At 68.1% G+C, this 14,933-nt stretch carries 12 protein-coding genes; 6 read left to right on the forward strand and 6 right to left on the reverse strand.

Annotated elements, in window-relative coordinates; genetic code table 11:
* Positions 1–31: 31 nt before the first annotated feature.
* The 3 genes from K8P10_RS01290 to K8P10_RS01300 all read right to left on the reverse strand — a co-directional run bounded on the left by K8P10_RS01290 (position 32) and on the right by K8P10_RS01300 (position 2,929).
* A complete protein-coding gene (locus K8P10_RS01290; RefSeq protein WP_224780006.1) occupies positions 32–466 on the reverse strand; it encodes a hypothetical protein in 435 nt (144 codons plus the stop codon).
* The gene (locus K8P10_RS01295) at positions 459–917 is read right to left on the reverse strand and encodes a hypothetical protein (RefSeq protein ID WP_224780007.1); all 459 of its coding nucleotides are present in this window, start codon (positions 915–917) and stop codon (positions 459–461) included. The genes K8P10_RS01290 and K8P10_RS01295 overlap by 8 nt, the downstream gene beginning before the upstream one ends.
* Positions 918–1,207: 290 nt before the next feature.
* Complete coding sequence (locus K8P10_RS01300; protein ID WP_224780008.1) at positions 1,208–2,929, reverse strand: PucR family transcriptional regulator; 1,722 nt, start codon at positions 2,927–2,929, stop codon at positions 1,208–1,210.
* A 125-nt stretch (positions 2,930–3,054) separates the two neighbouring features.
* Here K8P10_RS01300 and K8P10_RS01305 point away from each other — a divergent pair, with 125 nt between their 5' ends.
* A complete protein-coding gene (locus K8P10_RS01305) occupies positions 3,055–4,539 on the forward strand; it encodes a CoA-acylating methylmalonate-semialdehyde dehydrogenase (RefSeq protein ID WP_224780009.1) in 1,485 nt (494 codons plus the stop codon).
* Positions 4,540–4,557: 18 nt separating this feature from the next.
* The gene (locus K8P10_RS01310; protein ID WP_224780010.1) at positions 4,558–5,952 is read left to right on the forward strand and encodes an aspartate aminotransferase family protein; all 1,395 of its coding nucleotides are present in this window, start codon (positions 4,558–4,560) and stop codon (positions 5,950–5,952) included.
* Between the two features lie 129 nt (positions 5,953–6,081).
* On the opposite strand, the gene K8P10_RS01315 is transcribed toward K8P10_RS01310, so the two are convergent.
* Both K8P10_RS01315 and K8P10_RS01320 read right to left on the reverse strand, forming a co-directional pair.
* The gene (locus K8P10_RS01315) at positions 6,082–7,557 is read right to left on the reverse strand and encodes an LAETG motif-containing sortase-dependent surface protein (protein ID WP_224780011.1); all 1,476 of its coding nucleotides are present in this window, start codon (positions 7,555–7,557) and stop codon (positions 6,082–6,084) included.
* A 149-nt stretch (positions 7,558–7,706) separates the two neighbouring features.
* Positions 7,707–8,720, reverse strand: coding sequence for an Lrp/AsnC family transcriptional regulator (locus K8P10_RS01320; protein WP_224780012.1), 1,014 nt, complete (start codon positions 8,718–8,720; stop codon positions 7,707–7,709).
* Positions 8,721–8,906: 186 nt separating this feature from the next.
* Between K8P10_RS01320 and K8P10_RS01325 the strand changes: the two genes are divergently transcribed.
* The 4 genes from K8P10_RS01325 to K8P10_RS01340 all read left to right on the forward strand — a co-directional run bounded on the left by K8P10_RS01325 (position 8,907) and on the right by K8P10_RS01340 (position 13,602).
* On the forward strand, positions 8,907–10,169 hold the full coding sequence (locus K8P10_RS01325; RefSeq protein WP_224780013.1) for a M20 family metallopeptidase: 1,263 nt from the start codon (positions 8,907–8,909) through the stop codon (positions 10,167–10,169).
* Between the two features lie 124 nt (positions 10,170–10,293).
* On the forward strand, positions 10,294–11,706 hold the full coding sequence (locus K8P10_RS01330) for a DUF3100 domain-containing protein (protein WP_224780014.1): 1,413 nt from the start codon (positions 10,294–10,296) through the stop codon (positions 11,704–11,706).
* Between the two features lie 47 nt (positions 11,707–11,753).
* Positions 11,754–12,209 (forward strand): MarR family winged helix-turn-helix transcriptional regulator, encoded by a 456-nt coding sequence (locus K8P10_RS01335; protein ID WP_224780015.1) that lies wholly within the window; start codon positions 11,754–11,756, stop codon positions 12,207–12,209.
* A 103-nt stretch (positions 12,210–12,312) separates the two neighbouring features.
* Entirely contained in the window at positions 12,313–13,602 is a 1,290-nt protein-coding gene (locus tag K8P10_RS01340; RefSeq protein WP_224780016.1) for an MFS transporter, read from the forward strand.
* A gap of 49 nt (positions 13,603–13,651) precedes the next feature.
* On the opposite strand, the gene K8P10_RS01345 is transcribed toward K8P10_RS01340, so the two are convergent.
* Positions 13,652–14,851, reverse strand: coding sequence for a pyridoxal phosphate-dependent aminotransferase (locus tag K8P10_RS01345; RefSeq protein WP_224780017.1), 1,200 nt, complete (start codon positions 14,849–14,851; stop codon positions 13,652–13,654).
* Between the last annotated feature and the right edge of the window lie 82 nt (positions 14,852–14,933).

Raw genomic sequence — 14,933 nt, forward strand, 5'->3', positions numbered from 1 at the left:
CGCCGGTCCCCCGACGAGTCCGGCCTCAGAGTTACTCTCCGATGTCGCGAGCAGAGCGCCTGTTCAGTGGCGCGAGCGCGAGGCTCGCGCACCCCAGAAGAACGGCGGGAATCGCTAGGTGTGCGACCAGGTGCACGATGACGATGTCCCAGGCGAGGGTTGCAGTCACCGCCCACGCGATCAGCCCAATGCCGAAGACGATGAGGGCCTGAGGTCGGGAGAGTGCTCCATTCCAGATCGCTTGGATCGGAAGTCCGAAGCAGATGGTCGCGAGGAGGCATATCAATGCCTGGAGTGCCGCCCACGGGAGGTAGTGACCGAATCGAGGATCGATCCCGATCTGTGTTGCGGCGAGCAGCAGCGGAGCGGCGACGGCGGCAAAAGTCACGCTCGTGACAGTCCACCAGAATGCCCGAGTGGAGACCTGCTGAATGGATGCGCTACGGCCCTGGTGCGCTTCAGACATTCTGCAGATCCACCCAGTGAGAGAGCGTGAGCCAGGCTCCTCCCGTGCCGCTCAGCTTGTACTGAGTTTGGGCGAGGGCCCGAGGGGAGAGGTAAGGGCTTGAAGGAGGTTTGATCCCCCAGCCCCAGCCTGTGGAGTAGTCATACGAATTGCTCCGCGGTGACTTCTTCATAGTCTTCGTGTACTGCCCTCCGCTATAAGCCTGCACGGACCTGTTTTTGAGGATAATGCCGCGGCCCGGCGACCAGCTTCCCGTCACGCGCTCAGTGCGAATCTGATCTTTCTTTGCCGAGTAGTGAATGGTGAGGGTGGAGCCCAGGGACCCGGGGTTCTGAGAGCCCGAGACTGAAGCGAATGATGAAAGTAATGGAGCTGACGGGATTTCGACCGCGGCGGTCACCGCGTTCTCTTCGGGATCGAGCTCAATCGTTGTGCTCTTCTGGAAAATCACGGTTCCGGTGCTTTCATCGGTGACAGTGACCGTAGATACGGCGTGAGGCAATTCTGTGGCAGTGGGTGATGCCGCGGATGCCGGGGTTCCGAGTGTGACGCTGAGGAGCATGCTGACCGCTGCCGCCGTCAAGCTGAGTCGGGAGTTTCGAAGGGATGGAACATGAGGGATGCTGCCGATTCTCGAGGGAGCGGAATGGGAATAGCGCGCATGTTGAGAGAATCATGAAAATAAGGATTCGACAAGGTATGAATTTTTCGCCCTCGTCGGCGCCTGCGACTTTGGTGGCATCACCCCGTCTCGGTGGCATCCCCGAGCGCGAGCTGCGCCACCGTCAATGTCGCGATCGTCGCCCCATCCGCGAGGTCCACGCCGAGCAGTTCCTCGATGAGGTCGAGGCGCTGGTAGAACACGGACCGTGAGAGCCGGGCCTGCTGGGCGGCGAGCGAGCGGTTCGTCGGGTGGGCCAGATACGCGGCGAGAACCCGCATGAGATCTCCGCTGTGCCCGACGCCCGAGGTGCGATCGTGAGCGATCACGGGTCCCAGGGCGTCATCCACGAACTCCTGCACCTCGGGCTTCGCGGCGAGCCCCCGGACGAGGTAGGCGAGGGGCTGCCGCTCCGCCTGCTGCACGAGCACGCGCCCCACGCGTTCCCCGCTCGAGACGGCGCCTGCCGCGCGCACCCGTTCGAGCGAGGTGATGAGCGCCCGAGTGCCGCGCGCCGGCACGCCGAGACTCAGCCGTGCCTCCCAGCCTGCGGGTGTCGTCGCGGGGAGCACGCCATCGAGTTCCCTGGAGAGCCGGCGAGTGAACGCGGGCACACCGCTCTCGAGCGAGCGCGGCTGGGCACTCGGCGCGGGGAAAGATATGAGCGCGAGGAGCCGCGTCCCGTCGCGCGAGGAGACCCGCTCCCGGTCGGCGCCCACGAGCACACGTCCCCCCGGAGCCACTGCTCGCCTGAGCGCCGTCTCGAGGTGCGCGCGCTCGAGCGACGAGTGGGCGCCGAACGTGCCCGATCCGGTGAGCGTCGCTCCGATCAGTTCCCGTCCCTCCACCGGCAGCCCCGCTGCCGCCAGTTGCATCGCCAGATCCGATTCTCTGCGGTATCGGCCGCTGAGCACGGTGTCGAAGAGCTGCTGCGCGCTGAGGCGCATCCACACATCGCCGTCCGCATCCGAGAGCCGCGCCAGTGCGAGGGCGAAGGCTCCGAGTTCCAGCACCGTGCTGCGGCCCGCCGGGTGGGGCGGCCCTGGGAGCGCCGTGAGGCGCCCCCAGCGCTCCCCGCGGGCCTCTACGGGCACCCGATCCCAGTGCGGCGGGAGTGCGAAGTCGCGCCCCGGGTGCTCCGCCCAGGCGGCGAGCACGGTTTCGGGCGCACCCGTTTCGCGATCGGATCCGCCTCCGGCCGCCCAGGTGACGACGTGGTGCGCGGCGTCCTCGAGTACGACGGGGGCGCCGATCGTCGTCGAGAGGCGCTCGACGACGTAGTCCACCGGGCTCCGGTTGAGTCCCAGCTCGGTGAGCATCGCGTGCACTTCGGCGCGCGCCTGCAGGGCTTCGGTCTGGGAGGCGAGAATGAGCTGGTGCACGCGCTGCGTGATCTGCACGAACCGGGTGACGCGGCGCAGCGCGATGAGCGGGATGCCGTACGCGTCGCAGCCCGCGATCAGGGGGGCCGGGGCCGCCGCGAACGTGCTGCCGAGCTCCAGGACGACGGCGGCGGGAGCGGTTCGCAGGAGATCGTCGATGACCGGTCGCAGTTCGTCGTCGCCGTGCGGCCAGCCGGTTCCCGTGGTCAGGATGAGCTCGCCCCCATCGATGAGGGCTGCCGCATCGGAGCCCGCCACCACGTGGGCCCACCGGACGCTTCGTCCGAGACCACCCTCGCCGGCGACCACAGTCGGATCCCCCGCGCGCACCTCGGGAAGCTCGAGGATCTCGCTCACCGAGAGCGTCGCAGTGCTGGGCGCTGACATGAGGCCTCCGAAGACGTCGTGAACGGTGTTCATACAGAGTGTACGAGAGATGCCCCAAAATCCCATGGTTTGCCGGTGTTCCTCGACGATGCTCTCCGTGAGACTGAAGGGGCGGCGCTCCAGTGCGCCGGACAGTCTGATCGAGAGGAACCAGGTTCATGGCATTGATCCCGCACTTCATCGCCGGCGAGCGCGTCGAGGACGCCGCGCGCACGCAGCCCGTCTTCAACCCCGCCACTGGTGCCGAGCAGCACGAGGTCGCGGTGGCCTCGGCTGAAACCGTCGAGCGGGCGATCGCCGCGGCGAAGGACGCGCTCCCGATGTGGCGCAAGACGAGCCTGACGAAGCGCGCCGACGTGTTCTTCAACCTGCGCCAGCTGCTGAAGCAGCGCACGCCCGAGCTCGCCGCGATCGTGACGAGCGAGCACGGCAAGGTGCTCTCGGATGCGGCGGGCGAGATCGCCCGCGGACTCGAGAACGTCGAGTTCGCGTCTGGCCTCCTCCACCTGCTGAAGGGCGAGCGCGACGAGCAGGTCTCAACCGGCGTCGACGTGCACTCGGTGAAGCAGCCCGTCGGAGTCGTCGCCGCGATCACGCCCTTCAACTTCCCGGTCATGGTGCCGCTCTGGATGATCGCGAGCGCGATCGCCTGCGGCAACACCGTCGTGCTGAAGCCGAGCGAGCGCGACCCCTCCGCAGCGCTCTTCATCGCCGACCTCTTCCGCGAGGCCGGACTGCCCGACGGCGTGCTCAACGTCGTCCAGGGCGACAAGGTCGCGGTCGACACCCTCCTCGACAGCCCTGACGTGAAGGCCGTGTCCTTCGTCGGCTCGACGCCGATCGCGCGCTCGATCTACCAGCGTGCCTCGGCGAACGGCAAGCGCGTGCAGGCCCTCGGCGGAGCGAAGAACCACATGCTGGTGCTGCCCGATGCCGACATCGACATGACGGCGGACGCCGCGGTCTCCGCCGCGTACGGCTCAGCTGGCGAGCGCTGCATGGCCGTTTCGGTCGTCGTCGCGGTCGGCGACTCCGCCGACCGCCTGATCCCCGCCATCCAGGATCGCATCAAGAACCTCACCATCGGCGACGGCACCGACCCGGCATCCGAGATGGGTCCGCTCATCACGGCGGAGGCCCGCGAGCGCGTCGCCTCGTACGTCGCCGGTGCCGCTGACGAGGGCGCCACGGTCGTCGTGGACGGCCGTGAACAGCAGTTCGACGGGAACGGCTTCTTCATCGGGGTCTCCCTCATCGACAACGTCCAGACGGACAGCAAGGTCTACCGCGACGAGATCTTCGGGCCGGTGCTCGCCGTCGTCCGCGTGGACACGTACGAAGAGGGCGTCCAGCTCATCAACGATCACCAGTTCGGCAACGGCACGGCGATCTTCACCCGCGACGGCGGTGCCGCGCGGCAGTTCGAGTTCGAGGTCGAGGCAGGAATGGTCGGGATCAACGTGCCGATCCCCGTCCCGGTCGGCTCCTTCTCCTTCGGCGGCTGGAAGGACTCGCTGTTCGGCGACACCCACATCTACGGCCCCGAGTCGGTGCACTTCTACACCCGCTCGAAGGTCGTCACGACGCGCTGGCCCGATCCCGAGTCGTCACAGGTCGACCTCGGATTCCCCAGCAACCACTAGAGCACGGGAGGCATCGACATGTCCGACTACACCGATCTCACCGGGACCGAGCGCAGCTTCGGCGACGCCGAGGCCGAGCAGGCCGTCCGTCAGAACGATCGCCAGTACGTCTTCCACTCCTGGTCATCGCAGGGAGCCATCAACCCGCTGCCGGTCGCCAAGGGTGAGGGTGTGCGGTTCTGGGATTACGAGGGGAACGAGTACCTCGACTTCTCCTCGCAGCTCGTCAACCTGAACCTCGGTCACCAGCACCCCGGTCTGGTCCAGGCGATCCAGGATCAGGCCGCTCGCCTGGCGACCATTCAGCCCGCCGTGGCGAACGATGTGCGCGGCGAGCTCGCGAAGCGCATCGTCGAGCACTCCTTCGAGGGCGCGCGCTCGGTGTTCTTCACGAACGGTGGAGCCGACGCCAACGAGTACGCCGTGCGCATGGCGCGTCAGCACACCGGCCGGCAGAAGGTCATGGCCCGCTACCGCTCGTACCACGGCTCCACCGCCACGGCGATCACGATGACCGGTGAGCCCCGCCGCTGGGCGAACGGCGTCATCGACGCGAACGTGGTCCATTTCGAGGGCCCCTACGCGTACCGGTCGGCGTTCCACGCCGATTCGCCGGAGCAGGAAGCTGAGCGGGCACTCGAGCACCTCGAGCGGACGATCCAGTTCGAGGGGCCCGAGACGATCGCGGCGATCGTGCTCGAGACCGTCACCGGCACCAACGGTGTGCTCGTGCCGCCGCCCGGGTATCTGCCCGGCGTTCGCGAAATCTGCGACCGTCACGGGATCCTGCTCATCTGCGACGAGGTCATGGTCGGATTCGGCCGCATCGGCGAGTGGTTCGCTTACCAGGCGTTCGACGTGCGCCCCGACCTCGTGACCTTCGCGAAGGGCGTGAACTCGGGCTACGTGCCGATCGGCGGCGTCGTGATCTCCGAGGACATCCACCGGACGTTCGAGCAGCGCCCATTCCCTGGCGGTCTCACCTACTCGGGGCACCCGCTGGCGTGCGCCACGGGCGTCGCGACGTTCGACATCTTCGAGCGCGAGGGCATCCTGGAGCGCGTTCGCGATCTCGGGTCACGCGTCATCGAACCGCGTCTCGCGGAGATGGCGGCGAAGCACCCGTCGATCGGGGAGTACCGAGGGCGTGGGCTGTTCTGGGCGCTCGACCTCGTGAAGGACCGCGAGACGCGCGAACCCCTTATCCCGTTCAACGCGTCGGGTGAGGCGGCCGCGCCCTTCACCGCAGTGGTGAACGCCTGCAAGGCTGCGGGGCTCTGGCCGTTCGCCGCCGGTAACCGACTGCAGATCGCACCGCCGCTCGTGATCTCGGAAGCCGACCTCATCGCCGGGCTCGACATCATCGATGCGGCCCTCGATGTCGCGGACGAGTACTCCACGAGCCGCGCGTAGCGGTTGATCACCGGCGAGAGGCCCCGCACGTGCGCAGCGTGCGGGGCCTCTCATCGGTTTTAGCGATTCGGTGCAGACTTTTGCACGGAATACCCGCGCGATACCGTGCGAAAGTGTGCACCGAATCGCTCAGGGGGAGGGCTCGCCCGGGTCATCCGGGTCGTTCGGACGCTTCCGGCGCGAGAGCAGCAGCGCCCCGACGCCGATGAGCACGAGGACGACGGCGCCGAGGATCCACGGCACCAGGGAGTCGGATCCGGTCTCCGCGAGCGTCTGCGCCTGCGATGGCGCCTGCTGCTGGGAGTCCGCCACGGCGACAGTTCCGGAGGCCGCGTCCACTCCGAACCCCGTTGAAGCGGGACTCAGGAAGTTGCGGTCCTGCAGCTCCGGGTCGGGGAACGACAGGGACGCCGTGAGCGTGAACTCCCCTGCAGGGAGGGTGTCGCCGAAGTCGGCGCTCCAGGTGCCGTCGCCGGCGAGCGACACGTCGATGTCGTCGGAGGGCAGCGCTCGCGCGGTGCGCTCACCCGCGAGGGTGACCGCGAAGTCGAGGGCAGGCACGTCGTCCGCCACGAACGCGGCGTCGAGGGTGCCGGTGACCCGTGAGGGTGCGTCGTCAGCGGCGAAGCGCTGCCCGTCAGCGACCGAGGTGAACGTGATCGGGTCGAAGAAGAATGCGTATGTCGTGAGGTATCCCGCACGCTCGCCTTCCGCTTCCTCCTGGAACAAGGTCATCGACGCCCAGCCCCGGGTGACGGGCGCGTCGAGGGAGATCGCCCAGTTGCCGTCGGCCCCGACGGTCGTCAGCAGCTCGTTCGAAGCGCCGGGTTCTTCTGACCCGTGGACACCATGGACGATGAAGACCGACAGCTCGGCGCCCGGGATGCCGGTGCCGGCGAGCGACTGCAACGGCCCCGTGTAGAGTCCCGCCTCGGAGATCCCGGAGAGCGTCGGCGCGTCCTCGCCACTCGCCGAGTCGAAGACGACGAAGATGACCATGTCCCCGCTGGTCTCCTCGCCCACGGTCTGCGAGACGCTGACGACGTACATTCCCGCGGGCAGCGGATCTCCGGACTCGTCGAAGTCGACGCTCCACGTCCCGTCGTCGGCAACCTGGTCGTCGACGGTTTCGGTGACTTCCTCGTCGACCCACTCGATCTCGGTGACGAATTCGGCACCCGGCTCTCCGGTACCGGAGACCGCTGTGGGGGCGTCCTCGCTCTCGAAGAACTCGTCATCGGGGATCGACGTGATCTGGATCGGCGCGACCGGTGTCGCGGGCGGCTCCTCGGGAGACGGCGCATCCGGCGCCGCGTCCGCGTCGGTCTCGTCGACGGGAGCCTCCGCGCCCTCCCGCTCGAGTGCCTCCTCGGGGGAGGGAGCCTCGGTCGTTGGAGCGTCGTTGGTGCCTTCCCGGTCCGGCGGCGTGACGTCCGTCAGCTCGTCGTCCGGCGCGAGGGCGCTCGGGTCAGTGGTGGGTGTGGTCTCCACGCTCGCCGGAGGTGCGTCGGTGGTTTCCAGTGCGTGCGCCGGCATGGCCACACCGAGGCTCGCGAGGGCGATGGCGAGGGCCGCGCCGAGAGCGAAGGGGCGTCGTTGCTGCATGGTGCTCCTCGAAAGTGGTGCCAGTGTCCCGATTCGGCGCCGCCTTACGACGAAGCGTCCTCTGTCTGTGGAGCATACTCACAGGAACTCCGGAGAAACAACACATCCGTTGTCGACACGCCGAAACGTTGGAGTCCCACCGGCAACGTTCATTCCGCCAGTATGAGCTGCCCCTCGGGGGTGTGCACCTGTCCCACCGCGCGAGTGCGCGGTCCGATGCGCTGGTTCATGTGCTTCACGGTGCGCAGCACGACCGATCGGTCCCCGATGTGGGCGTCGGCGAGGGCTTTCTGGAGGGCGATCTCGAACCGGCTCACATCGGAGATCTGCCTGAGCCAGACGGCGAGAATCAAGTTGTAGCGACTGGCCGAGGTGACGGCGAGCCGCACCTCCGGCACCGAGGAGATGCTCCGCTGCGCTGCGACGAGCGCCCGACCTGAGGCCTCGATGAAGTACCAGGTGTACACCGGCCAGTCGGAGGCTTCACGGGCGATATCGGTGCGGAAGGCGAGCGCTCCCGATTGGCGGAGCGTGGCGATGCCGTCGGCGAGACGCTGCGCCGAGATTCCCGTGCGCTCGGCCATGTCCGAGATCGGGGCGCGTCCGTCGGCCCAGAGCTCGCGCATGAGGGCCGCATCCACGTCTGCTGGCACCCGCGTCGCAGCGCGCGAACGGGGCGGAGGGGGAGCGGGGACCCGCTCGATCTCCTCGGGTTTCAGGGCCCGCAAGCGCCAGTCGCCGCCGTCGACGAGAGTTTCACTCACGAGGTGGCTGCGCACCGTGCGTACTCCGGCGAGGGCGCCGAGGTCGTAGGTCAGGAACTGCGATGAGGCGGCCAGATCCTCGAACACGATCAGTGCGAGGAGCGTGCGAGCGCCCGAGCCGAAGTCGAGCACCTTGACACGGGGGTCGCGCGTGAGCTGCTCCGCCACGGCCTCGCTGTGCGCAAGCTCGCAATCGATCTCGAGGAGGGTGAGCTGGCCGCGGGTATCGACACCGGTCACCCACGCCAGTCCCTCTGCGCTGATGCGCTCCCAGCGCCGTGCCAGTGTCCCCGCGCCGACCCCGACGACCGGTGCGAGCTGATTCCATGACGCGCGGGGTTCGACCTGGAGGGCGTGGAGCAGCCGAAGGTCGGTGTGATCGAGCGCCGGCGCACTCAATCGCGCCTCCGGCCGCAATCTGCGCAGATATTCGTCATAGAGACGATTATTCCGCAGTTTTTATTCGGAACTCACGTGGCCGCACCGAGATCGCGCAGAATCAAGGAGGCCTCCGCTCTGAGTTCGGTACATCGATCGAGCCGACTCGGCGCCGCACACGACGACGTGAAGGAACACGAACCGCGCATGAATGACACCGTCACCGACACCGCAGCCTCAGGCGTCACCCCCGCCACCGGCATCAAGAACCGGGCGTACGCAGATGTCGAGGAGCGCCGCGCGCAGCTGCTCGACCTCAGCCGCCGCATCCACGAGCACCCCGAGCTTTCGTGGGAGGAGCACGACGCTGCCGCGTTGATCGCCGAAACGATGCGCGACGCCGGCTTCGATGTCACGACCGCGGCCTACGGTCTCGACACCGCCTTCGAAGCCGTCTACGGCAGTGGTGACTTCACGGTCGCCGTGTGCGCCGAGTACGACGCGCTGCCAGGCATCGGGCACGCCTGCGGACACAACGTGATCGCGGCTTCGGGCGTCGGGGCCGCGCTGGCGCTCGCCGCCGTCGCGGATGACCTCGGCCTGCGGGTGAAGCTGCTCGGCACCCCGGCCGAAGAACACGGAGGCGGCAAGTGCGCCATGCTCGAGGCCGGCGCCTGGGAGGACGTCGACATCTCTCTCATGGTGCACGGCATGTCCGAGACGCCGGGGATGACCGGTGACAACCATCGTGCCGCCGCCATGCGCTCGACCGCCGTCGAGCGCTTCGAGGTCGTCTTCACGGGGAAGACCGCACACGCGGCCGGTGCCCCCGAGCAGGGCATCAACGCGGGCAACGCGGCGATCCTGAGCCTCAATGCGATCGCGATGCTTCGTCAGCAGCTTCCGAAGGAGACGAACCTCAACGCGTTCATCTCGGAGGGCGGCCAGGCGACCAACATCATTCCCGACCGCACCGTCGTACAGATGGAGCTGCGAGCCTACGACCTCGACATCTGGCGCGAGATGAAGCAGCACGTGCTCAAGTGCTTCGAGGGCGCGGCGATCGCGACCGGATGCGCGTGGGACTGGGCTCCGACGGAGTACCCCTACGCGCCGCTGGCGCCGGATGAGCGCTTGGCGGCCATCTGGGATGCCAACCTCGAGAGCCTCGGCCGTACGCTCGACGACACCACATCGGGAGGGGGATCGACGGACATGGGGAACGTCTCCCAGGTCGTGCCGTCGATCCACCCGCTCATCACCTTCCGCGGAACGACCGCACCGCCCCACAACCCCGGTTTCACGGAGGCGGCCATCTCCGAGACCGCGAACGACGCCGTGATCGACAGTGCGCGCGCACTCGCCGCGACCGTCATCGACGTCGCCGCCGATCCCGAGCTGCGTGCCGACTATCTGGGGCGCACGGCTGCGCGCCCCGCGGGCGCCACGCAGGTCCCGTTCTCGGCCTAGCGAGTTCCCGGACGCCCGCATCGGCGCCAGGCACCCGATCCCACGTCATCCGTGACCGCCCTTCTCTTCTCTCCCCATCACCGATTCGTCCACCGCTGAGCGAATCCCTGTCGAAAGAACCGCAATGAACCAGCTCAACCATGATCAGAGCGCAGAGCCGAGCCAAACGAGGGCGGCCGAGTCCGACTCGGGTATCGCCGCAGTCGGACGCGAGGTGAGGTACTCCTTCCGCACACCGCAGCTCTGGATTCTCGTACTGCTCGTGGTCACCGTGTCCGCCGCCGCGCAGGCGATCGGGCCGGCGATGCTTCCGGTCGGGTCGATCACGCTGACCCTCCTCCCGATGATCTGGGGACTGCTCATCGCCGCGGTGATCTCCGTGCAGCGCCTGAAGCCGCTCCCGGTCAACCTGCAGCACGCGGCGGGAGTCGTCATGGCGGTCGCGGTGCTGCTGCTCTGCGCGCGTCTCTCGTTCACGATGGGCCCGAACCTCATGCTGATCGTGCAGGCGGGTCCCGCGCTGCTGCTGCAGGAGCTCGGGAACGTCTTCGGCTCGATCCTGCTGGCGCTGCCGCTGGCCGTGCTCCTGCGGATGGGGCCGGCGACGGTCGGCGCCACCTTCTCCATCGATCGTGAAGCCGCCTTCGCGATGGTCACCGAGCGCTTCGGCGCGAATTCTCAGCAGTACCGCGGTGTGCTCTCGATGTACGTGTTCGGCTCGGTGTTCGGCGCGATCATCGTCACCCTCACGGCCTCCGTCGCCTCGGCGCTCGGGGTGTTCGACCCGCTTGCGCTCGCCATGGGCGCGGGTGTCGGCTCCGGTTCGATGATGGCTGCCGGCGCCGCAGCGGTCGCCGCGGCGCACCCCGAGATGCAGGAGCAGGTGCTCGCACTCGCGACGTCGGCGAACCTCATCGCCAGCCTCGCGGGCATCTACCTCGGGGTATGGGTCTCGCTGCCCGTGGCCGATCGGTTCTACAAGTTCCTCACGCGCAACCAGCATGCGACCCTCCCCGGCCGGAAGCCGAAGGGCACCCTGGTCACGGAGAAGATCCAGGCCGTGGAAGCGGCGGTGCTCGACACTCCGAACGTCCGCATGTCGCTCTGGACCTCCCTCACGATCTTCTGCCTCGGCGGCATCGTCGTCGCTGCGATCGCCGCGCGCAGCTTCTCCTGGGACATGGTCATCACCTACGCGCTCCTCGCCGCGCTGGTCGCGCTCGGGATCGGGGTCGCGCGCCTGACGCGGGGTAAGGTGCCGGCACTCATCGTGGTGTCGACGCTCGGCGTGCTCTCCACCGCACCGATCTCACCGATCGCGCCCTGGGTGCTCGGAGTGTCGGAGTCCGTCGACTTCCTCTCCGTCATCACCGTGATGCTGACCGTCGCGGGTCTCAGCATCGGCAAGGATGTGCCGATGCTGAAGACCATCGGCTGGAAGATCATTCCCGTCGGCATCGTGGTCATCGCTGCGACCTACATCGCTTCGACGACGATCGCGCACTTCGTTCTGATGGCGTGGGGGAGCCCCGCGTAGCCGGCATTACATAGACAGACAATGTAAATAGTGGTATTCTCGTGGGCATGACGGCAGCGGATGAATTGCGGAACGATGCAGATGGTCGTTCCGCCGTCGATCTCATCGTCGCCGCCAGCCGGTTCACCCGACGAGCGGGACGGGTCCCCGGATTCACCTACTCCTCCACCGCATGGCGCGTGCTCGCCGAACTCGAGCAGCGCGGGCCGATGCGCATCAGCGACCTCGTGCATCTGCAGCGGGTCACGCAGCCGACGATGACCTCGCTCGTGCAGCGGCTGGAAGGCGAGGAGTGGGTGGTGAGGGAACCCGACCCGCACGACGGACGCGCCACCCTGGTGAGGCTCACCGATTGCGGAATCACCGCCCTCGGCGACTACCGCAGGGCGGCCGCAGCACGCGTCGCCCCGCTCCTCGCCGAGCTCACGGAGTTCGACCGCGCGACACTGACTCGCGCCGCCGAGCTGCTCGAGCGGATGAGCGATCACCCCGCGCTCTCCTGAGCGCGCGACGCGAACGAACCGGCTTCTCACACCCGCACCAGACCGAGGAGCCATCACGAGCACCGCACTCGAACCCCAACCCGATACCGCATCACGACCGGCCGTGAGCGGCGCTTCCCGCGACGCGCACGCGTCCGCAGAGCGCCCGTCGATCCTGAAGCAGCCGATCACCGTGTGGGCGATCGCTTTCGCCTGCACCGTATCGTTCATGGGCATCGGCCTCGTCGACCCGATCCTGCCGGCGATCAGCCACGACCTCGGCGCGACGCCCAGCCAGACGATGCTGCTCTTCACCAGCTACCTCTTCATCACGGGCATTGCGATGTTCTTCACCAGCTGGGTCTCCAGCTGGATCGGAGTGCGATGGACGCTCGTCGCCGGCCTCGTGCTCGTCGTCGCCTTCGCAGCGCTGGCTGGCGCTTCGGGCACGGTCAACGAGATCATCGGCTTCCGGGCAGGGTGGGGCCTCGGCAACGCCCTCTTCATCTCCACGGCGCTCGCGGCGATCGTCGGCGCGGCCTCCGGGGGATCGCGGCAGGCGATCGTCCTCTACGAGGCGGCGCTCGGCCTCGGCATGGCGGTCGGGCCCCTCCTCGGCGGAGCGCTCGGCTCCGTCTCCTGGCGCGGGCCATTCTTCGGCACCGCAGCCCTGATGGCCATCGCGCTCGTCGCGATCCTCGTCCTGCTGCGTGCTCCGAAGCGTGACGCCGCCGCACCGAAGGCGGAACGGCTCTCGATCTTCGCCTCGATCCGGGCGCTGCGCCACCCCGCTCTGCTGACCCTCGCGATCGTCGCGGTGTTCTACAACTTCGGGTTCTTCACGCTGCTGGCCTACAGCCCCTACCCGATGGAGGCGGCTGCAGCTGCGACCGGCGGAGAGTTCGGGGCGCACGAACTCGGTCTCGTCTTCTTCGGCTGGGGACTCGCACTGGCGATCACCTCGGTGGCGGTCGCACCGGCGCTCACCCGTCGTTTCGGACTGCGCCCCGTGCTCTTCACCATGCTCGGCGGGCTCGCCGTGCTCCTCGGGCTCCTCGGGGTCTTCGTGGACAGCCTGCCCGTGCTGATCGGGATCGTCATCGCGGCGGGGTTGCTGCTCGGCATCATGAACACGGCGCTCACGGAAGCCGTCATGGAGGCCACCGATCTGCCGCGCAACGTCGCCTCGTCGGCCTACTCGGGCGTCCGTTTCATCGGCGGCGCGATCGCACCGGCCGTCGCCGGACCGATGGCAGCGGCGTGGGGCACCGGGGTGCCCTACTGGGCCGGCGCTGCAGCGCTCGTCGTCTCGATCATCGCGCTCGTCGCCGGTGGTCGTCGGCTCGCCCATATCGGTCAGCCCCACCAGGCCGAGGAGGAGGCCGCCGCCATCGGGCTCGGCGACGCCGACTAGGGTTCGCCCCGCGCGGCACGAAGTCGCGCGGGGCTCGCCCGTGGCGGTCTTACGCCAGCAGATCCTGAATGCGGCGGATGCCCTCGACGAGCGCTTCGTCGCCGAGCGCGTAGCTGAATCGCAGGTAGCCGCTGGGCCCGAAGGCTTCACCCGGCACGGCGGCGACCTCGGCCTCGGTAAGGATCAGGTCGGCCAGCTCGAGCGACGTGGTGGGGGTGACCCCGCGGATCTCTCGGCCGAGCGCATCGGTCACGTCCACGTAGGCGTAGAACGCGCCCTCTGGCGTGGGACAGCGGAAACCGGGAACACGGTTCAGCTCCTCGACGATGAGCTTGCGGCGCCGATCGAACGCGAGACGCATCTCCTCGATCGGTTCCTGCGGGCCCGTGAGGGCGGCGATCGCGGCGCGCTGCGCGATGTTGTTGATGTTGGACGTCAGGTGCGACTGGAGGTTCGACGCGCCCTTGATGACGTCTGCGGGGCCGACCATCCAGCCGACGCGCCACCCGGTCATCGCGAAGGTCTTCGCGACCCCGTTGACGAGGATCGTGCGGTCCTGCAGCGCGGGAACCGCCTCGACGATCGACACGGCGCGCACGCCGTCGTAGGTGAGGTTCTGGTAGATCTCATCGGCGATGACCCAGAGTCCGTGCGACTCGGCCCACTCGCCGATGGCGCGGGTCTCCTCGGGGGAGTAGACGGCACCGGTCGGGTTCGAGGGCGAGACGAACAGCAGCACCTTCGTGCGCTCGGTGCGCGCGGCCTCGAGCTGTTCGACGGTGACCTTGTATTCCTGGTCTGCACCGGCGAACACGTCGACGGCGACGCCGTCGGCGAGCGCGATCGCCTCGGGGTAGGTGGTCCAGTAGGGGGAGGGGACGATGACCTCGTCGCCCGGGTCGAGCAGCACCTGGAAGGCCTGGTAAACGCCCTGCTTCCCGCCGTTCGTGACGATCACCTGCGCGGGCTCGACCTGCCAACCGGAGTCCCGGGCGGTCTTGGCCGCGATCGCCTGGCGCAGCTCGGGTAGGCCGACGGCCGCCGTGTAGCGGAAGTTCTTCGGGTCGTCGAGGGCGGCGCGTGCTGCGTCGACGATGTGCTCAGGCGTCGCGAAGTCCGGCTCGCCCGCGGCGTAGCTGATGACGGGCCGACCCTCGGCCTGGAGGGCCTTCGCTTTCGCGTCGACCTTCAGGGTCGCGGACTCGGCGATGGCGGAAATCTTCTTCGACAGGCGACTCTCGGTGCTCACCCGAACCAGCCTACGGCACACGGCCTCAGCGGGGGAGTCCCGATCCGCCACAACGAACTTCGAGGCGAGCGAAACCTGGACG

It is taken from the genome of Leucobacter sp. Psy1 (assembly GCF_020096995.1).
GTDB lineage: Bacteria > Actinomycetota > Actinomycetes > Actinomycetales > Microbacteriaceae > Leucobacter.